The 20,302-nt window shown below is 38.5% G+C and carries 15 protein-coding genes; 12 read left to right on the forward strand and 3 right to left on the reverse strand.

All coding sequences use genetic code 11. The annotated features are described in order from the left end of the window. The first annotated feature begins 21 nt into the window (after positions 1 to 21). Positions 22 to 1,215, forward strand: a complete 1,194-nt coding sequence (locus RI845_RS05790) for a DegT/DnrJ/EryC1/StrS family aminotransferase (RefSeq protein WP_348388801.1) — start codon at positions 22 to 24, stop codon at positions 1,213 to 1,215. A 465-nt stretch (positions 1,216 to 1,680) separates the two neighbouring features. Continuing rightward, the gene (locus RI845_RS05795; RefSeq protein ID WP_348388802.1) at positions 1,681 to 3,570 is read left to right on the forward strand and encodes a polysaccharide biosynthesis protein; all 1,890 of its coding nucleotides are present in this window, start codon (positions 1,681 to 1,683) and stop codon (positions 3,568 to 3,570) included. 95 nt (positions 3,571 to 3,665) lie between these two features. On the opposite strand, the gene RI845_RS05800 is transcribed toward RI845_RS05795, so the two are convergent. Next, the gene (locus tag RI845_RS05800; RefSeq protein WP_348388803.1) at positions 3,666 to 4,205 is read right to left on the reverse strand and encodes a porin family protein; all 540 of its coding nucleotides are present in this window, start codon (positions 4,203 to 4,205) and stop codon (positions 3,666 to 3,668) included. Positions 4,206 to 4,597: 392 nt separating this feature from the next. Here RI845_RS05800 and RI845_RS05805 point away from each other — a divergent pair, with 392 nt between their 5' ends. After that, entirely contained in the window at positions 4,598 to 6,889 is a 2,292-nt protein-coding gene (locus tag RI845_RS05805) for a YjbH domain-containing protein (protein WP_348388804.1), read from the forward strand. Between the two features lie 284 nt (positions 6,890 to 7,173). Continuing rightward, on the forward strand, positions 7,174 to 8,208 hold the full coding sequence (locus RI845_RS05810) for a hypothetical protein (RefSeq protein WP_348388805.1): 1,035 nt from the start codon (positions 7,174 to 7,176) through the stop codon (positions 8,206 to 8,208). A gap of 252 nt (positions 8,209 to 8,460) precedes the next feature. Here the strand turns inward: RI845_RS05810 and RI845_RS05815 are convergent, their stop codons facing one another. Then, the gene (locus RI845_RS05815) at positions 8,461 to 9,099 is read right to left on the reverse strand and encodes an outer membrane beta-barrel protein (protein ID WP_348388806.1); all 639 of its coding nucleotides are present in this window, start codon (positions 9,097 to 9,099) and stop codon (positions 8,461 to 8,463) included. A 342-nt stretch (positions 9,100 to 9,441) separates the two neighbouring features. Between RI845_RS05815 and RI845_RS05820 the strand changes: the two genes are divergently transcribed. The 3 genes from RI845_RS05820 (at position 9,442) to RI845_RS05830 (ending at position 13,791) form a co-directional block, all read left to right on the forward strand. Then, on the forward strand, positions 9,442 to 10,878 hold the full coding sequence (locus RI845_RS05820; protein ID WP_348389508.1) for a mannose-1-phosphate guanylyltransferase/mannose-6-phosphate isomerase: 1,437 nt from the start codon (positions 9,442 to 9,444) through the stop codon (positions 10,876 to 10,878). A 174-nt stretch (positions 10,879 to 11,052) separates the two neighbouring features. Beyond that, entirely contained in the window at positions 11,053 to 12,585 is a 1,533-nt protein-coding gene (locus tag RI845_RS05825) for a phosphohexomutase domain-containing protein (RefSeq protein WP_348388807.1), read from the forward strand. Between the two features lie 39 nt (positions 12,586 to 12,624). Further along, entirely contained in the window at positions 12,625 to 13,791 is a 1,167-nt protein-coding gene (locus tag RI845_RS05830) for a nucleotide sugar dehydrogenase (protein WP_348388808.1), read from the forward strand. A gap of 219 nt (positions 13,792 to 14,010) precedes the next feature. Here the strand turns inward: RI845_RS05830 and RI845_RS05835 are convergent, their stop codons facing one another. Then, positions 14,011 to 14,364 carry a four helix bundle protein gene (locus tag RI845_RS05835; protein WP_348388809.1) on the reverse strand — a complete coding sequence of 118 codons (354 nt, stop codon included), beginning with the start codon at positions 14,362 to 14,364 and terminating at the stop codon, positions 14,011 to 14,013. 259 nt (positions 14,365 to 14,623) lie between these two features. Here RI845_RS05835 and RI845_RS05840 point away from each other — a divergent pair, with 259 nt between their 5' ends. The 5 genes from RI845_RS05840 (at position 14,624) to RI845_RS05860 (ending at position 20,294) form a co-directional block, all read left to right on the forward strand. Next, on the forward strand, positions 14,624 to 16,066 hold the full coding sequence (locus RI845_RS05840) for a YcjX family GTP-binding protein (protein WP_348388810.1): 1,443 nt from the start codon (positions 14,624 to 14,626) through the stop codon (positions 16,064 to 16,066). Continuing rightward, positions 16,063 to 17,091, forward strand: coding sequence for a YcjF family protein (locus RI845_RS05845; protein WP_348388811.1), 1,029 nt, complete (start codon positions 16,063 to 16,065; stop codon positions 17,089 to 17,091). The genes RI845_RS05840 and RI845_RS05845 overlap by 4 nt, the downstream gene beginning before the upstream one ends. Positions 17,092 to 17,332: 241 nt before the next feature. After that, complete coding sequence (phhA, locus tag RI845_RS05850) at positions 17,333 to 18,160, forward strand: phenylalanine 4-monooxygenase (protein ID WP_348388812.1); 828 nt, start codon at positions 17,333 to 17,335, stop codon at positions 18,158 to 18,160. 8 nt (positions 18,161 to 18,168) lie between these two features. Beyond that, positions 18,169 to 18,507, forward strand: a complete 339-nt coding sequence (locus RI845_RS05855; RefSeq protein WP_348388813.1) for a 4a-hydroxytetrahydrobiopterin dehydratase — start codon at positions 18,169 to 18,171, stop codon at positions 18,505 to 18,507. A gap of 236 nt (positions 18,508 to 18,743) precedes the next feature. Further along, on the forward strand, positions 18,744 to 20,294 hold the full coding sequence (locus tag RI845_RS05860) for a sigma-54-dependent transcriptional regulator (protein ID WP_348388814.1): 1,551 nt from the start codon (positions 18,744 to 18,746) through the stop codon (positions 20,292 to 20,294). Positions 20,295 to 20,302: the final 8 nt, after the last annotated feature.

Genomic DNA, 20,302 nt, shown 5'->3' on the forward strand with positions numbered 1-20,302 from the left:
TGCCTTAATTAGAATCCATTTATGTTAAATACAAAATTCTCTCCATGGCCATCTTTTACTCAAGAAGAAGCCGATAAAGTATCTGAAGTTTTATTATCAAATAAAGTTAATTACTGGACTGGGCAAGAAGGGCGTGAATTCGAAAAAGAATTTTCGACTTTTACTGATTGTGAATATGCCATTGCTTTAGGTAACGGCACACTTGCTCTTGATATAGCGCTTGTTGCGTTAGGTATCGGTGCCCGTAATGGTGGTAGTGACACAGATGAAGTTATTGTAACTTCTCGTACTTTCTTAGCTTCAGCCTCTTCAATTGTTACTGCAGGCGCTCGTCCTGTATTTGCCGATGTTGATGCTAACTCTCAAAATATTACAGCAGATACTGTTAATGATGTTTTGACTGAGAATACTAAAGCAATTATTGCTGTCCATTTAGTTGGCCTTCCATGTGAAATGGATGAATTAATGGCTATTGCTGATGTACATAACTTAAAGGTTATCGAAGATTGTGCACAGGCGCATGGTGCCAAATATAAAGGAAAATCCGTTGGCTCTATTGGTCATGTTGGTTGTTGGTCATTCTGTCAGGATAAAATCATGACTACCGGGGGTGAAGGTGGCATGGTAACTACTAATGATGAGCTGCTATGGCGAATGATGTGGTCTTATAAAGATCATGGCAAGTCTTATGCTAGAGTGTATGAAAAATCACACCCACAAGGCTTTCGTTGGTTACATGAATCATTTGGTACAAACTGGCGTTTAACTGAAATGCAATCGGCTGTTGGCCGTATTCAAATACGCCGTATGCCAGGGTGGTTTGCTTTACGTAGTAATTATGCAGATATGATCGCGTCAGCTTGTTCTGAGTTTTCATGTATACGAGTACCTACGGTACCCGAATACATGGAACATGCTAATTATAAGTATTATGTATTTGTTCGTCCTGAGTTGCTTGGTTCAGGTTGGGATAGAGATCGCATTGTTTCTGAAATAAATGCTTTAGGTGTGCCTTGTATGCAAGGTTCATGTTCTGAAGTGTACTTAGAAAAAGCATTTGATAACACTGGTTTTAGACCTGAGGTTAGATTGCCTGTTGCACGTGAGCTAGGTGATACTAGCTTGATGTTTTTAGTACATCCAACTTTAACTGAAAGCGAGATGGAAAAGACGATATTAACTATTAAAGAAGTATTTTCAAAAGCACAATTCTAGTATTTATTTTGTGTTAAATACCTTTACTTATTAACTCTTCAAGTTTTTTATGGACAGAATGTTTTCATTATCTAGATAGGTAAAACGGTTAATTAGCATTGCTGTAGATGCTTTTTTTATAGTATCACTTTTTTGGTTTGCATTGTTTGTGCGCTTAGAAAGTGTCGAAGACTTTACTATATCAGAACTAAAATTTTCTTATTGAGCTCCATCAATTCATTCCTACTTTATAATTTAATTAAACTATTGTGATTTGTATCAATATGAGTGTGTTTATTTGACGGTTCCACAAAAAAGCTTAAATACCAGTAGGCTATTTCGATGGTGATAATTTTTTTTAACATAATGAAACGAATATATTGTTAGCATTAAAATTCAACTTTGTTATCATTGAATATTAGTTTTCATTTAATGATAACGCTAGCTGCTAGAATAAGCTAAATACAGAAGTATAAGATATGTTCAATGGATAGAATTTTTTATTTTTCACGACCAATAAAACGCTTGATAAGCATTGTTATTGATACATTAGCCATTATTTATGCGTTTTGGTTTGCAATGTTTTTGCGCCTGGATACCAGACTTGAGTTTTACGATACTGATTATTGGTATTTACTAGCTCTGGTTATCACCATGTCTATTATTACCAATATTGTGTTGGGTTTATATCGTGCGGTAATTCGTTTTTTAAATTCACGAGCTATTGCCGCCGTCTGTTTAAGTGTTTTTGTCTCATCGGCTGTTCTTGCCTTAGGTGCATTAATGTTTGATGCACTTGTTCCTCGCTCTATTCCTATTATTTATGGTGCATTTCTACTTGTTTTTATAGGTGGTAGCCGTTTTGTTATTCGCAGTTGGGCAAGTCGTCGCAACAGTAGCCACATGACTAAAGTACTTATCTACGGTGCCGGCTCAGCTGGAATACAACTGATTAATGCGTTAAGAAATGGCAGAGAGTATGATCCTGTCGCATTAATTGATGACGATAAAGGCCTGCAAAATTTATCTATTAATGGTTTACGAGTGAGGTCGGCTAAAGATATAGACAACGTTATTAAGAAGTATAATGTTACCCGTATTTTGCTTGCATTACCTTCGGCCAGTAAAACGGCTCGTTCTCGAATTTTAAATACCCTTGAAAAAACGAAATTGGAAGTGTTGGTAATACCGGGAATGTCAGATTTGGTTTCTGGTAAAGCCAAAATTGATGATTTTGTCGAAGTATCAATCGATGATTTGTTAGGTCGCGATCCTGTGCCGCCAAATTATGATTTGATGAATGCAGACATTCAGAATAAAGTGGTTATGGTTACCGGATCGGGTGGCTCTATTGGCTCAGAGCTTTGTCGCCAAATTGTAGAGCAAAATCCAACAGCTTTAATATTATTCGAACTTACTGAATTTGCCCTGTATTCAATTCATAGGGAGCTTGAAATTTACCTTAAAGATAATAGCTCAGCTATAAAGCTTTACCCGCTATTAGGCTCTGTTAGCAAACAAAAACAGTTAGAAAAAGTAATGGACTCTTTTAAAGTACAAACTATTTATCATGCCGCTGCTTATAAGCACGTACCATTAGTTGAGCATAATGTTATTGAAGGGGTACGTAATAATATTTTAGGTACTTTACGTTGTGCGCAGGCGGCAATTAATACGAAGGTTGAAACCTTTGTGTTAATTTCTACCGATAAAGCAGTAAGACCTACCAATGTAATGGGAACAACGAAACGTATGGCAGAGCTTTGTTTGCAGGCTCTTGCCGATAAAGGCGAGCACTCAACCCGTTTTTGCATGGTACGATTTGGCAATGTACTGGGCTCTTCTGGCTCAGTAGTACCGTTGTTTAAAAAACAAATATCCAAGGGCGGGCCAATTACCTTAACTCATAAAGACATTACTCGTTACTTCATGACCATTCCAGAAGCCGCACAACTTGTAATTCAAGCTGGCGCTATGGGCATGGGCGGCGATGTGTTTGTTTTAGATATGGGAAGACCGGTAAGGATTTACGATTTAGCCAGCAAGCTTATACATTTATCTGGTCTGCATTTAAAACATGAAGGTAACCCTGATGGTGATATTGAAATAGTTGAAACGGGTTTACGCCCAGGTGAAAAACTGTACGAAGAGCTACTTATAGGTGAAGATGTAGGTGTTACGGGTAATGAACGTATTATGACCGCATCAGAAGTGTTTTTACCGTGGGATGAATTATCTGTGATGATTGATGATTTACACTGTGCTTGTGCTGATTTTGACCAAGTTAAAATTCGGGATATTTTATTGAAGGCTCCTACAGGGTTCACCCCTTCAGATGACATTTGTGATCTTGAGTACTTACAGCGCCAGAAGTAGGTCGATAATATTAGAAAGATTTAAATAATCTGGCCAATGGGCCAGATTTTATTTTAGGTCGAATAATTTCTCATTCAAACTCAAGCAGATTTTAATTAAAATCTATAGCTTACACCTGCACTTACTGCGCCGTATTTACTGTGCTTTTCATCTACATAGTCTACCGCTTCTAGGTTTATTGCTAGGCTGTCTGAAATGTTATACGCAACACCAGCACCTAAGCTTGCAGCTGTTAAAGTATCACTACTTTCAGAATCACCGTAAGTACTGGTTACTTCTACAGATGACACCCCAATTAAGCCATAAAACGAAAACTTTTTAGTGATCGGCATTGTACCTACCGCATAAATACCAGCAAGGCTATCTACATTTTTTGATACGCCATTTACCTCGTCTTCATCCATGCTTGCTCCTACTCGCGCCTCTATTGCCATGTTAGTGGTAAAGCTGTAGCCAAACCGGGCGATAGCAGTGGAGAAATTTAGCTCATCAAAACTGTCGCTGGAATGAATGCTTTGGCTGAGTAATGCTCCAGCATAAAAGTGAGTTTCTGTTTGTTCATTTAATTTTTCAGTATTTGCTAAAGTGGAGAACGACGCTGTACATATTGATACTGCTAGAACAATGTTTTTCATTGGTTTTTTTCTATATTTTGATTATTGATGGCCGGAGTATAACGATAAAGGCTGTTATGTTTTGTTAACTTAATGCAGGCATGTGTTATTGCCGCATTGAAATATAGGGTAACGGATACGTAGCTTTGCTACTTCGAATACGCTGGCGCTTCGAATACGGTACTTCGTACCTTCGAATATGATAATGCTTCGAGGGAGTAAAGAAGCAGATCCTGAAACAAGTTCAGGAAGTGGTAGGGGAGAAACAACTTCTTCGTGGTTCGTAGTGAAACGTATTCGTGATTCGTATTGAAACGTATTCGTGATTTGGAACTAGTGATTAATTTGTTAATTACTTGTAACTTAAGATGCTTTATAATTGGCAAAAATAATAAAATCAAAGATATATGGACATGCGCAATTTACTCTTTCCTTCTGTGGTTGTTTTGCTTACTTGTGGCTCAAGTCTCGTTGTTAATGCAACAAGTAGTGAAAACACTCAAGTAAAAAACAGCTCATCAATGCAAGCCTATTCTGGTGTATTTAATACCCCGAATGCAGAAGTTGTTGATTGGGGAAACTTTGCGTTTAGCTATAGTGATAATTACTCTGACAGAGCCTCACAATTTATCGACAAACCCGGTTTCGTCGTTGCGAACGATATGAAGTTTGCAGTGGGTTTATTACCAAACTTGGAAGTTGTTGGTCGGTTGGCTACTCGAAACTGGGACTGCAACAGTTTTGAAGAATCAGGTTGTGGTTTTCGTGATTTATCGGGTTCATTTAAGTGGCAAGTGCCATTTATTCCTAAAGATTGGTTTTCAGTTGCTCTAGGTGGGCAAGACGTTGCCGGTGCCGCTTCTTTCTCTGAAGCCTACTATTTAACTGCCTCTAAAGAGTTCAACTTTAAGTCATTTGGCGCGTTACGAACTAGCGCAGGCGTATCAACTTCAGACAATACTATTGGCTATATGGATGGAGTGATTGGCTCTGTTGAATATCAGCCTGTTGAATATTTGCAAGTGGCAGCAGAATACGATGCTAATGCAGTAAATGTTGGGGTTAAATTGTTTGCTCCCGAACGGTGGCTACCAAATGGTTGGGATATTCATGTTGGGGCACAGTTGTATTCAAGTGACGATGCGCGTAATGAACGAGACCAATGGTTTAGTTTTGGTATAAGTGTTCCGCTTGGCAATAGTAATACAAGAGCGAATAGCAAAACAGGTACTAATGCGCCTAATGGCTCGAATACGCTTCGCTCCGAATCCGCTTCGCTTAGAGGCAAAACAAAAGCAGATCCTGAAACAAGTTCAGGAAGTGTTGGGAAAGAAACTCGTTCGCTGAAAAACACTTCGGATACGCTCCGCTCCGAGTCCGCTACACTTCGAGATAGGTCAAAAGTTGATTCGAAAACGTTGGAAGATTTTGCCGCTTACCTTGTTGATTATGGTTTTGAATCTGTGTCGGTAGGTGTTATGGAAAGAGGTACGAATACGCCTAACGGCTCGAATACGCTTCGCTCCGAATCCGCTGCGCTTCGAGGAAAGGTAGAAGCAGATCCTGAAACAAGTTCAGTAAATGGTGGGGAAGGAACGGCTGCGCTTCGAGGGAATGACGGTAATATTGTAGTCGTTCGATTTGAGAATAATTTATTTAATCGCGATGAGCGTGAGGCGGTTAATGTTGTTACTGATTTGGTTCGCTCACGATTAGGTGTTGATGCTGTTATTGAATTGACTAATTATGGCTTAGTTGTTTCTAGCCACGCTGTTCTTCAAAATGGTGGCGAATACGCTTCGCTGCAAGCTGACTCTGATTGGTTTGCTGAAGACTCTATTGATTGGCTAGTAGATGATTCTGCTTCTGCACACTTTGTACCTCGTTTGATTTTATCGCCAAAATTGGTCTCGTTTATTGGTACTGAATATGGGGCTTATGATTATCAATTAGTGCTTAGTTCAAATGTTCAAATGAGCTTATGGCCTGGAGCTGTTATTGATATCCGACATTTATCTAATACGTTAGCAAACTCTGATGATTTTGATGATGGTGAGTACTTTAAACAGTATTATGGAATTAAAGAAGGCATAGACCGCAGAATGTTTCATCAATCGTTTAAATTACCGTTTCAAATAACCAGTAAATTTAGTTACGGTCGAATGGATGGCGAGTTCGATGGTGGATTAAATGAAACCCGCTGGGCGAATGAAGCTAATACGCATAGGGTAAATGTATTATATGGTGAATTTGAATCTGAAATTAGTGCTTGGGGTGGTAAGAAAACTCTTGAATATACGCCTAAATTAATTAAATACAGATATCGCTATAAGCCGCTCAATTGGGATGTAGAATTAACGGCAGGTGAATACATGCAAGGTGACAAAGGTTTTACTTTACGCTCGCTGCACTGGTTTGGCGATGTACAGGTAGGTGTTAGGTATCGTAAAACCAAGTTTGACGACATTGATGGTGGTGAAGAAGAAGATTTTGTCGCCTTTGGCTTTTCAATTCCTCTTACCTTTGGTAAGTCGATGAAATCAAGTTACGGTGTACAAGTACGCGGCACAGAGCAATGGGATTACTACGTTGAAACTAATTTGGAATCCGAAGGCAATGCAAATTTGATCAAAACAGGGTTTGGCCAAGAGCCAAGGCTTTATCATAATTTAAACCAGGCTTATTTTAACCGCGATAGAAATTAGATGCGGATACGCTTCGCTTCGAATACGTCACTACGTGACTCCGAATACGCTAGCGCTTCTATAATTACTTCGATATTCGAAGTGCAACGTTTTCGTGATTAGTGATTTGTAATATTACATGTCTCAAACACATAAAAAACAATGGCTCAGGGGTTGTTGTTGTTGTTATTGTTTTATATGATGTTAAATAGTTGTAACGGTTGTGTTGCATTACTATATCTAAGGCTAAACACTTGTCATCCAAGTGTTAAATGGATTTACTCACTTAAAAAAGAAATATAAAAATGTTTAATAAAAACGTAAAAAAACTTTCTACTTTGTTGCTTTTAGCTCTCAGTTTTACACTAACTGGGTGTGATTTATTTGACAACGATGACGACGATAAACCAGAAACTATAATTAATATTGATGGTAACGCATTAAAAGGTATTTTAATCGGTGCTGATGTAAACTTATATCACCACACCGATATATCAATACCACTTTTAACAACTACAACTGATAGTAATGGTGATTATACTCTTACTGGCTCTTTAGATGTTAATGGTGTTTATTTAGTTACTGTAACGGCTAATGGCAGCACAACCATGATTTGTGATGTTGAAAATTGTGGTACTGCTGAAAGCCTTATTGGGTTTGGTGAAACTGTTCCAAGCAGTGCTTTAGTTGGTGTTGAATTAAGTAACGTTACATACATTGATACTACAGCTGATCTAGTATCTGTTACTGTTCCTGTAAACGCAGTTACAACAATTGCTACCGAATTATATGTTTCAAACTTAGAAGCAACCAACCCTGATTTAGCTGCAATTACAGCAAGTGATTTTACTGCGAGTCAAACCGCGGTTACTAAAACTGTAGCAGCAATGTTTGGCGTTGATGTATCTGCCGATACCAACGTATTTACGCTTGAATTACCTAACTTAAATGATTCAACTGAAACTGCAGCAGCAGGTGCAAGTGAATCTGGTTTTGCTATTATTAACGCAGCCTTTAGTACTGCAGCAGGCACCAGCATTGCGACCTCAATTGAAACTATTATTGATACTTCAGTAGCTTTAGCTGAAACTTCATCAGAAGATTCTAATTATGAAGACGTGGCTAATGCTTGGATTGCAGTTCAAGATGTATTACTAGATGAAGCCGTTGCTGTATCTAATAACCCTGAAATTACTCTTTCTGAAGAAGCGGCCGAAGCTGTAGCTGAAATTGTAAATGCTGCTAACGAGGGTGTTAATCTTGAAGAAATTGAGACTACCAACAATAATGCTAAAGATATTGTCGGTGATCCAACAGGTGCTACAGGTGCTGGCGCTTAATAGCTTTAGTTACGAATGCATCACTAAGTGATTTCGAATACGCTGACGCTTCGATAGTAAAACGTATATGACATCTTAAAAACCAGTGCAATTAGCACTGGTTTTTGTTTATATTACATTTAAGTTTCGAATACGTTTCACTACGGATGCGTCACTACGTGACTGCGAATACGCTGCGCTTCTATAGTTGCTTCGTGATTCGGAATGAAATGTATTCGATGGCGCAGAGCGCCGTATTTGAATCTAGTTAGTTTAAAAACTGATCCTAAACCCTCCTGATATTTGCCCGTAATCTACATCATCACCATCAACATATAACATTGCCTCAACTATCCATCTTGCTCGGTTAATTACTTTGTATTCAATACCAGCACCAAGGCTTGGTCCGGTTTCGCTAAAATCTTTTTTAATACTGTGTTGGCTTTGGTTAATGTTTGGGGCAGTAATACTTGTAACTCCGCCAAGGCTATTACCCGCTTCGCTGGTGTCATTTACATTTATGCGTTGGCTTTGTTTAATCTCTAGGTCCGTAATACCTACAACTCCAAACAAATTAACCTTTTTGTGTATTGAATAGGTGTATACAGCATATATCCCCATTAAACTGTCCAACTCTCTCTTTAATGAACCTATTTCATCTTCAGATAAGCCGTTACCATATCTTAGCTCAAACCCTATATTGCTTGTGTAGTTGTAACCTAACCTGGTTGTTAGAGTGGTTAAGGCAAACTCACTAAAAGAGTCTTCAACATGTATACCGTGGCCAATTGACACGCCTAGGTAATACTGTTGGTTCGGTTGGTAATTATTGTATTGAATTGTTTGAGCGTAAACTGAAAATGATAATAAAAACACTAATGTACAAGTAGTTAGTTTAACGAGAAAATTCACAATGAAACCCCTTGTTTTTATTGTTAATAAATTTAAATAGAGTTGATTGAATTAATCATAGACTATTTTATTGGATAAGGTACTTGGTTGATACGAATACGTAGCTACGCTACTTCGGATACGCTACTTCGGATACGCTAACGCTACGTATTCGCTGTGTTTCGAAGAGCGGGAAAAGAAAGGTAGCTCCTGAAACAAGTTCAGGAAGTGGTGGGGTAGGAATGAAAATAGTATGAATTTGCAAAAATGGGAATTAACTCAGCCAACTTGGTACAATATCGAAAATATTGAAATTTGAACTAGATTTAAGCTAACGGATATTAATTATAAAAAGAAATGAACATAATCAAACCTGTAATACTTGCTGGAGGAAGTGGGACTAGGCTCTGGCCCTTGTCACGCACTTTATATCCTAAGCAATTCTTAAAAATTAATTCTGAGTATACGCTTATCCAAGATACGGTAAATCGTTTATCAAATTTACCTTGTGAACTACCACTTACTATTTGTAATGAAGATCATAGGTTTATTGCCGCTGAACAACTTAGAGCAATAGACAGGTTAGGGCCTATATTATTAGAGCCGGTAGGGAAAAATACTGCACCTGCTATAGCATTGGCAGCGTTGAGTTGCATTAGCAATGATGAAGACCCCATTTTATTAGTACTTTCTGCCGATCATGTAATTGAAAATGTGGCTGAATTTGAGCGGGTAGTGAATAACTCTGTTGCACTTGCACAAGAAGGCAAACTTATTACCTTTGGTATTGTGCCTACACATGCTGAAACAGGGTATGGTTATATAAAAAAAGGTGACAAGCGTTCAGATAGCCAAGGAATCAATGTAGATTCTTTCGTCGAAAAACCAAATCAAGCAACGGCCGAACAATATCTGAATTGCGGCGAGTATTTATGGAACAGCGGCATGTTTATGTTTAAAGCAAGTCGCTATATTGAAGAACTCAAAAAATATCGTGCTGACATTTACAAAAGCTGTTACCGAGCTATGGCTGCAACCTCTACTGATCTTGATTTTATTCGAATAGATGCAGAGGAGTTTGGTAAATGCCCTAGTGACTCTATTGATTACGCGGTAATGGAACCTCTTTGCAAGTCTCAAGGCTCTGATTCAGTAGTTGTAATGCCACTAGCAGCAAACTGGAGCGATATTGGTAGTTTTTCTGCTATATGGGATGTATCTGACAAAGATCAAAATAACAATGTACATACAGGTGATGTGCTAAGCCATCATTCGACCAACAACTTAATTATGGCCGAGAACATGTTAGTCACCACCGTAGGCATTGAAAACACTGTGGTTATACAAACTAAAGATGCTGTGCTGGTTGCCAGTAAAGGGCAGGGCCAGGATGTAAAAGCAATAGTAAACCAATTATCCAAGTTGAATCGCAGTGAAGCTGAAATACACCGTCAAGTTTACCGGCCTTGGGGATCCTTTGACGATCTTGACCAAGGAAGTTCTTCAGGAAACCACCATAAAGTGAAACGCATTATGGTAAACCCTGGTGAAAAGCTTTCAATGCAAATACATAAACACAGGGCAGAGCACTGGGTTGTAGTGTCGGGCAGTGCCAAAGTAACCAATGGCGATGATACATTTTTATTAATTGAAAATCAGTCTACTTATATTCCCGCAGGCGTTAAGCACTCCCTTGAAAACCCTGGCCAAGAGTTACTGGAAATAATTGAAGTGCAAACCGGTAGTTATTTAGGCGAAGACGATATAGTTCGGTTTGAGGACAGGTATGGAAGGACGTAGCTTAGCTATTGTCAATATGCTGACGCTGCGCTTAGTTACGAATACATCACTACGTGATTTCGAATATGGTACTTCGTACCGCCGAATACGCTGACGCTTCGATAGCTTCTGAGTAATCCCTAGTGCAACGTATTCGCAATTCGTAACTAGTAAACATAAATACTGAGGAATAAATTGTCTGGAACAGAATTAACTTGTTTTAAAGCTTACGACATCCGTGGCAAGTTGGGTGATGAGCTAAATGAAGAGATTGCTTATGCGATAGGCCGTGCTTTTGCGATTGTATTACAGCCTAAAACTGTAGTGATTGGTGGTGATATTCGTTTAACTTCAAAGGCCTTTAAGTTAGCCGTTGCATGTGGATTGCAATCAGAAGGTGTTGATGTGATTGACCTTGGTATGACAGGAACTGAAGAAGTTTACTTTGCTACCTCATTTTTAAAGGCCGATGGCGGTATAGAAATTACCGCATCTCATAATCCTATAAATTATAACGGCATGAAGTTTGTACAAGAAAATTCAAAGCCTGTGTCAGGCGATACTGGCTTAAACGATATTAAAGCGGTTGCTGAAGAAATATTGTCATTAAACTACAGGAGTGGAATTAACCAGTCTTTCGAAGATAACCTTCAAATAAAATCATCCTTTGGGGATTACGTCCGATTAAATTCGGACCAACCGAAACGAGAGGTGGAGTTTGTTGATTTAAAAACTGAATATGCAAAGTGCATGTTAAGCTTCATAGATTTAGCAAAGATAAAACCTTTAAAGCTTGTGGTAAATGCTGGTAATGGCGCAGCAGGTCCTGCACTGGATGCTATTGAGAAGGAATTAAAAGCCAATGATGTGAAGATTGAGTTCATTAAAATTAATCATACGCCTGATGGTAACTTTCCCAATGGTATTCCAAATCCGTTATTACCAGAATGTCGAGCAGACACACGCAACGCAGTATTAAAGCACAACGCCGATATGGGGATTGCCTGGGATGGTGATTTTGACCGTTGTTTTTTATTTGATGAGTGCGGCGAGTTTATTGAAGGATATTATATTGTAGGTTTGCTAGCAGAGGCGTTCTTACAGCAACATCAAGATTCTGAAACAAGTTCAGAAAGTATAAGTTCAAAACTTCCTGAACTTGTTTCAGGATCTAAACAACCTAAAGAAAAAATCATTCACGATCCGCGCTTAACCTGGAACACCATAGACATTGTTGAATCAAACAATGGCATTGCTGTAATGAGTAAAACTGGTCATGCGTTTATCAAAGAGCGCATGCGAGAGGAAAATGCCATATATGGTGGTGAAATGAGCGCTCATCATTACTTTCGTGATTTTGCTTATTGTGACTCAGGCATGATCCCATGGTTGTTAGTGGTGCAATTATTGTCTGTTACCGGTAAGTCATTATCAGAACTTGTTGCAAAAAGAATCACCGATTTCCCATCATCTGGTGAAATTAACTTAATACTTAAAGATCCAATACAAGCGATTCAACAAGTCCTTCATCACTATGAGAAAAAGGCTGTATCAGTAGATAAAACTGATGGCATTTCTTTAGAGTTTATTGATGAAGCTGGTGAGTGGCGTTTTAACCTGCGTAGTTCAAATACAGAGCCTATTGTTAGGCTAAATGTTGAAACAAAAGGCAACGTTGAGTTACTAAAATGTCAAACTAAGGAATTATTGTCTATATTAAATTATTAATAAGTGTAGGTTTACGTTTAAATTTGCAGGATAACAATAATGAAAATAGCAGTTGCAGGTACAGGGTATGTAGGCCTTTCTAATGGTTTACTGCTTGCTCAACACAATGAAGTTGTTGCTTATGATATAAACCCTCAAAAAATTGAGTTATTGAATAACTTACAATCACCAATTGATGACAAAGATATAAAAGAATTTTTAGCCAGTAAAGCTTTAAACTTTACTGCATCATCAAATAAAGAGGCCACTTACCAAGGGGCCGACTTTGTCGTAATAGCCACGCCAACCGATTATGATCCAATTGATAACTTTTTTGATACCAGTTCAGTAGAAGCTGTTATTGAAGATGTATTAGCAATTAGCCCTAATACGACAATCATTATTCGATCTACAATTCCTGTTGGGTTTACCAAGCAAGTAAGAAAAAGATTCAACTATGATAAAATCTTTTTTTGTCCTGAATTTTTACGTGAAGGGACTGCATTATTTGATAATTTATATCCTTCTCGTATCATTATGGGTAACGGCTGTATACAGGCAAAAGAGTTTGCGCAACTGCTTGTTGAAGGCGCTTTAAAAGAGGATATTCCACTAGTATATGTTCACTCCTGCGAAGCCGAAGCAATAAAGCTATTTTCTAATACTTATTTAGCAATGCGTATCGCTTATTTTAATGAGTTAGATTCGTTTGCTGAGGCGTATGGCTTCAAGAGTAAAGAAATCATAGAAGGAGTTGGTTTAGACCCCCGTATTGGTAGCCATTACAATAACCCGTCATTTGGTTATGGCGGTTACTGCTTACCAAAAGATACCAAACAACTTAGAGCCAATTATCGCTCTGTTCCAAATAATATTATTAGCGCTATTGTCGATGCTAATACAACCCGTAAAGATTTTGTTGCCGACTCTATTATCGCTAAATGCCCTAAAGTTGTTGGTGTTTATCGGTTAATTATGAAGTCGGGCTCAGATAACTTCAGAGCGTCAAGTATACAAGGGATAATGAAGCGCATTAAGGCGAAAGGTATTGAGGTTGTGATATTTGAACCTGTACTTGAAGAAGATGAGTTTTTTAACTCGAAAGTGTACCGTGACCTAGAATCGTTTAAAGCCATCTCTGATGTGATAGTGTCTAACCGCATGGCCGAAGAGTTAAATGATGTTGCCGAAAAAGTTTATACCCGTGATTTGTTTGGAACAGGTTAAACTTTAGATACGAATACGGTACTTCGTACCTCCGAATACGTCACTACGTGACTCCGGATACGTTACACTTCGATAGTTGCTTCGTGATTCAGAGTGAAGCGTAATTTCGGATACGTAGCTTCGCTACTTCGAATACGTCACTACGTGACTCCGGATACGTTACACTTCGATAGTTGCTTCGTAATTCGAAGTGAAACGTATTCGAGATTCGTCACTTAGTTATGAAGTTGTTTTCGTTTTTAAGTATTTCATAAATCCACCTAGCATTTTTGAAATTTCTTCAGATTCTTTGAGCCAGGCGTCGCCACTTTCTTTTGAAATGTAGCCTACTTTCATTCCTACATAAGTTTGCGTTTTAAATTCACCAAGTGAACCTTTAGCGATTGTTAAAAATCGAAATTTTTCTTGTGGGGTATACCTTTCGAGCCCTTCGGCGACGTTACTGGGAACAGAAAGACAGGAGCGGGTGATTTGATCTTTAAAGCCATAATCTTTCAATGACGCAAGAGACTTGTACACAGTAGTACTTAATTCGCAACTTCGCTGCCATAGATCTAAACTTTCGTATTGCATTGTAATATCCTTATAGATGAGCTGCACACCCTGTGCATAAAAATAAGCATAGACGAGTTTTTCGGATACGGCACTTCGTGATTAGTTACTGATGAAACTTAGATAACTGCTTCGGAATGAAATGTATTCGTAGTGCAGCGTATTCGAAGGGGCAGAGCGCCGTATTCGTTCCTGAGACCAAAAGTCTCTAGCAAGTTTTAACCATTTGTTTTACATTAGATATTCATCATATTGATAGGCGCTTTTATCGCGTGAACCAATGGCCATAATTAATAAAAAAACAATTAGCAATTTAAAGCAGCGAGTAAAAGACTCCACCAAAGAATTGTTCAATCGGAGCCTTGACCAGCATATAAATTTAGCAGTAACGGGCTTGTCGCAAAGTGGTAAAACCGCGTTTATTACTTCCCTAGTTAATCAACTTGTTAATGAGGGGAATGGTAAGCCGTTAACGTTTTTTAATGTTGTGCACGAAGGTCGGTTTATTGCTGCTAAGCGCGTACCGCAATCAAATTTACACATCAGCCGTTTTGATTATGACGGTGCAATGCAAAACTTAGGGCAAGATGAGCCGGTATGGCCAGTACCAACCAAAAACATCAGTGAATTACGCTTGGCAATTCGCTATTACCCTGATCAATCACTGCTTAAATATGCCAAAGAAATGGCTACCTTGTATGTTGATATTACCGATTACCCTGGTGAGTGGTTGCTTGATTTACCCATGTTGAATCAAACGTTTGAAGAATGGTCACAGTACATGGGCGACTTGCTGTTACAAGAGCCTCGCAAAGAACTGGCCGCTGACTTTCTGGCAAAGCTAAAAGACGTTGATCCGTTAGGGCCAGTTAATGAAGATTTATTGGCTGAATTTGCCAATGAATATACCGAATTATTATTAAAGTTTAGGCATGAAAAAGGCCTATCTGTTATTCAACCAGGGCGGTTTATTTTACCCGGTGAGCACGAAGGCGCTCCTATCTTGCAATTTGTGCCTTATCCGTTCTTTAACTATGTCGAAAAAAATGAGTATCAATCTGCCGGGCAAGATACCTTTATTGGTATGCTTAGAGCTCGTTATCTTGAGTACCGCGAACGCATAGTACGAGAATTTTATAAAAAACATTTTGTTAAGTTTGATCGGCAAATTGTTTTAGCCGATTGTTTAACGCCATTAACCAATGGCCCACTGGCCTTTAATGATTTACAACAAGCAATCGCGCTTATTTTAGAAAGCTTTGCTTATGGTAAAGCCAACATATTAACCCGGTTGTTTTCACCTAAAATTGATAAGCTACTTTTTGCAGCTACTAAGGCTGATCACGTTACTGGCGAGCAACATGCAAATTTAACTGCATTGCTCGAGCAGCTGGTATACAAAGCTAAAAAGGCGCTAAGTTTTGATGCGATAAAAATGAAAACCCTCGCCATTGCTTCTGTTCAAACTACGCAGCAGGGCAAAAGTGAGTATCAGGGCAAATCTATATCGGTGTTAAAAGGCAAGCGCTTAGATACACAAAAATTAATTACTGTTTATCCTGGCTCTGTACCGGCAAAATTGCCGAGTAAAGAGTATTGGAATGAGCAAGGGTTTAAATACATTGCTTTTAAACCGATGAATAAAATTGAGGATCATGAAGCCTTACCAAACATAAGGTTAGATCAAGTATTACAGTTTTTATTGGGAGATAAATTAAAATGAGTCAGGAAAACGATAAATATGAACAGCAAATTTTATTTAATGAAGGTCCTGACTTAAAGAATGTGCAAGCGGATGTAAATGGCCAACCAGAAAGTCAGGTTATACTGCCAGAAGCGGCATGGCAGCCTATTGATGAAAGCTTTAATGAAGAAGTTGTTGAGCTTAAGCAATCCAAACCTCGTTGGTTGTGGCGTATTGCCGGCGTGTCATCTGTATCTTTGGTTATATATGAATTAATTGATTTTTTGATCTCAGGTTTTGCAAGTTCGCCAATTATAACAACCATATATTCTGTCTTTTTTGCCGCAATCGCCGGTATTTCAGGTTTAGCGTTATTGAAAGAGCTAAGAGGTTTAAGGCAGTTTAAACAGCAAAGCAAAAACCAATACAAAGCAGCACAGTTAATTGCTAATGAAACATTGTTTGATGCTAAATCATTTTGTCAAAAAATCAGTTTAAAACTGCCTTCAGATGCCGTTGAAGAACACCAGCAAAGCTTTGAAGAAAACATTGGTGAAGAGCTAACCGAACAGGAAGTATTAAATTTATACTCTAAACAAGTGCTCAGCCATGTTGATGAACAGGCGTTAAACCAAGTGGCTAAGTTTTCAACTGAAGCGGTGGTATTAGTTGCGGTTAGCCCTGTCGCGATTATCGACATGTTAGTCTTGATGTGGCGCAATTTACGCATGCTGGATAAAATTGCCGGCTTATACGGTGTACGGCTTGGTTATTGGAGCCGTTTGAAACTAATTAAGCATGTGTTTACTAATATGGCTTATGCGGCAGCGAGTGAAATAATTGCAGATGTGGGTATAGATTTACTGGGTGTTGAAACCTTGGGACGATTATCCACCCGTGCAGCGCAGGGGCTCGGTGCTGGGATGTTAACCGCCCGTTTAGGGATTAAAACCATTAATTTGTGTCGTCCTATTCCATTTACGGATAACCCGCCAGGCATAAGCCAAGTTCGCCAACAGGTGATTTGCCAAGTTAAAGCGTTATTAACCTCTAAAGTTAAGTAATACCTACTTTTATTTCGTTAACTTACTGAAAACTTAGGTTGTTAATACCCTGTAAAGATATTAATACAGGTTTTCAGTAAAATTTCCGTTGCAAATATTTCTCATCGAGAACCAGTTCTTATAGTCTTAGGTCCAACTAATAAACAGGCTCCCTTTACGTAACAGAATCGTTTGGGCCTGTGATACCAATAAAGTTTTGAAATTGGTATGAAACCTCTCGTAGGATCAAAAGGACAAATACATGGCGAAGGCAACTTCATATGTTTCTAAAACAGCCGATGAACATGGCATTATCGACTGGACCGAAGAAGAAAACTCTACTTGGCAAAAGCTTTATGCGAGACAAGTGGCGTGCATTAAAAATAAAGCCTGTGATGAATTTACACTAGGCCTAGAAAAACTAAATTTACCAGAAGATCGTATCCCTCAACTTGATGAAGTAAGTAAGGTATTACTTAAAGAAACTGGTTGGCAGTGTCACCAAGTACCTGCTTTAATAGGGTTTGGTGAGTTCTTTAGGTTACTATCAGAAAGAAAATTCCCAGTGGCGACCTTTATTCGTACTACTGAAGAGTTTGACTATTTACAAGAGCCCGATATTTTCCATGAAATATTTGGCCATTGTCCGTTATTAACAAACCCATCGTTTGCTAATTTTACTCAGCTGTATGGCGAGATAGGCTTAAACGCTAGTAAAGAAGATAGAGTATTTCTGGCGCGCTTATATTGGTTTACTATAGAGTTTGGCTTATTAAATACTGAAAATGGTTTACGTATTTACGGGGGGGGTATTCTTTCTTCACCAGGTGAAACTTTATACGCTATGCATGATGAATCGGTTATTCGAAAAGAGCTGGATAATGCAGAGCAGTTAGTTGATGTATATAGAACTCCGTATAGAATTGATATAATGCAACCAATTTACTTTATGTTAAACAGCATTAAAGAATTAGATAAAATTGGTAAACTCGATTTATTAGCATTGGTAGAGCAGGCTAAAAAGCTTGGTTTGCATGAGCCAATGTTTCCACCAAAAGAACAAGTTAAACAAACAGCGAAAGCAAGTTAAGGATGCAAATGACCACTACATTAGCAAAACAAGAATGTGAAGCATGCCAAGTAGGCGCACCAAAAGTTTCAGACGAAGAATTAGCACAACTTATTGGCCAAATACCTGATTGGGTACCAGAAGTACGTAATGGCATAATGATGTTAGAGCGTGTTTTTAAATTTAAAAACTTTAAATTAGCATTAGAGTTTACCAATAAGGTTGCTGAATTAGCTGAAGCTGAATTTCATCACCCGGCTATTACCACTGAATGGGGTAAAGTAACGGTAACTTGGTGGACCCACGCAATTAAAGGTCTTCATCAAAATGACTTTATTTGTGCTGCAAAAACGGATGAGCTACTTTAGAAACGAATACACCACTTCGTGATTTCGAATACGTAGCTTCGCTACTCCGAATACGCTACGCTTCGATAACTACTTCGAGATTCGGAATGAAATGTATTCGAAGTGAAACGAATCCGAAGTGAAACGAATTGAGCATTTTTTTCAAAGACGATAAATATCTATTGGTATTTATCGTCTTTTTTGTTGTAAAATAAAGTTTACAGTTGGTTTCATATAAATAAGTAGCGGAAAATAACGTGCGTTTACAAATTGAATGTCAGGACAGGTTCGGTATAGCTCAAGAAGTATTAGCAATATTCGTCGAACGAGAAATAAATGTAAGAGGGATAGATGCGGTTACCGAGTCAGGACAAATTTTTGTTCATATACCCGATTTAGACTTCAGCCAACTACAAGATTTTATGCCACAGCTAAGGCTGATAGATGGTGTTGTTGATGTTAAAACAACCACTCATATGCCTTCTGAGCGAGAACGTGAAGTTTTAGATACCATTGTTCGAACCTTACCCGACCCAGTTATTACCATTGATGCGAAAGCCGCCGTTTATGGTGTTAATGATGTGGCCAAGCAAAAGATTTCTGCCGAACTAAAAGACATTGTTGGTCAGCAAGTGAGTCAATTTTTAAAAGGCTTTAACTTTAATCGTTATCTGGAATCAGAAGAAACATTACCGCATACCCGTAAACTAAAGTTTCTTGATGAAGATTACGTTGCCGACATTTTACCGGTGACCGTATCTGGTGAAAGTGATGAAAAAGTACTTGCCGGTGCTATTTTAATGCTTAAGTCTGAAGCTCGCCTTGGTCAACAAATTACTGCCTTTAAACACCCTAAAGATAATGATTTTGCCGGTGTTCAAGCAAGCTCTGCCTTAATGCGTAAAGTGGTGCGCGAAGCTCGTCGAATGGCCCACCTTGATTCTTCAATATTAATTATGGGAGAAACCGGTACTGGTAAAGAGCTATTAGCACGCTCATGTCATAATGCCAGCGATAGGGCCGATAGCCCGTTTGTCGTATTAAATTGCGCTGCCTTACCTGATGATGCCAGTGAGACTGAATTATTCGGTAAGTTATTAAGCCAAACAGAAACCAAAAAGGGCATTTTCGAATTAGCCGATGGCGGCACAATCTTTTTAGATGAAGTGTCAGAAATGTCAGAAAAGCTTCAATCTAAATTGGTTCGAGTGCTAGAAAACAGCAGCTTTAGACGTATTGATGATGAAGATGAAATCACCGTAGATATTCGTTTTATCAGCTCAACTAATCAAGATTTATTGGCGATGGTTGAAAAGGGTGAATTTAGAGAAGACTTATATTATCGTTTAAATGTTTTAGGCCTGTCGATCCCACCGTTACGAGATAGAAAACAAGATATTTTACCTCTTGCCGATACCTTTATTCGAAAGTCTGCACAATTAAATCATCGCGCTAATGTTCAGTTTGATAAAAACTGTCGTGATTTTATTGAGCACTATCCTTGGCCTGGTAATGTCAGACAGCTTGAAAATGTTATTTTACGAGCAGTATCGTTACTTGAAGGTGAGGTCATTAAAATTTCAAATTTACAACTGCCAAACTACACGCCCGACCATGGTTATCTTGAACAAGAGTTTGAAGGTACATTAGAAGAAGTGGTGAAAGGATTTGAAGCCGATTTATTAAGAAAGCTATATCCTGCTTATCCAAGTACTCGACAATTAGCTAAAAAGCTTGGTTTAAGCCATACGGCCATTGCCAACAAGTTACGTGAATACAATATTAATAAAAAAACCGTGAAAATATAGGACTATTT

It is taken from the genome of Thalassotalea nanhaiensis (assembly GCF_031583575.1).
Lineage (GTDB): Bacteria > Pseudomonadota > Gammaproteobacteria > Enterobacterales > Alteromonadaceae > Thalassotalea_A > Thalassotalea_A nanhaiensis.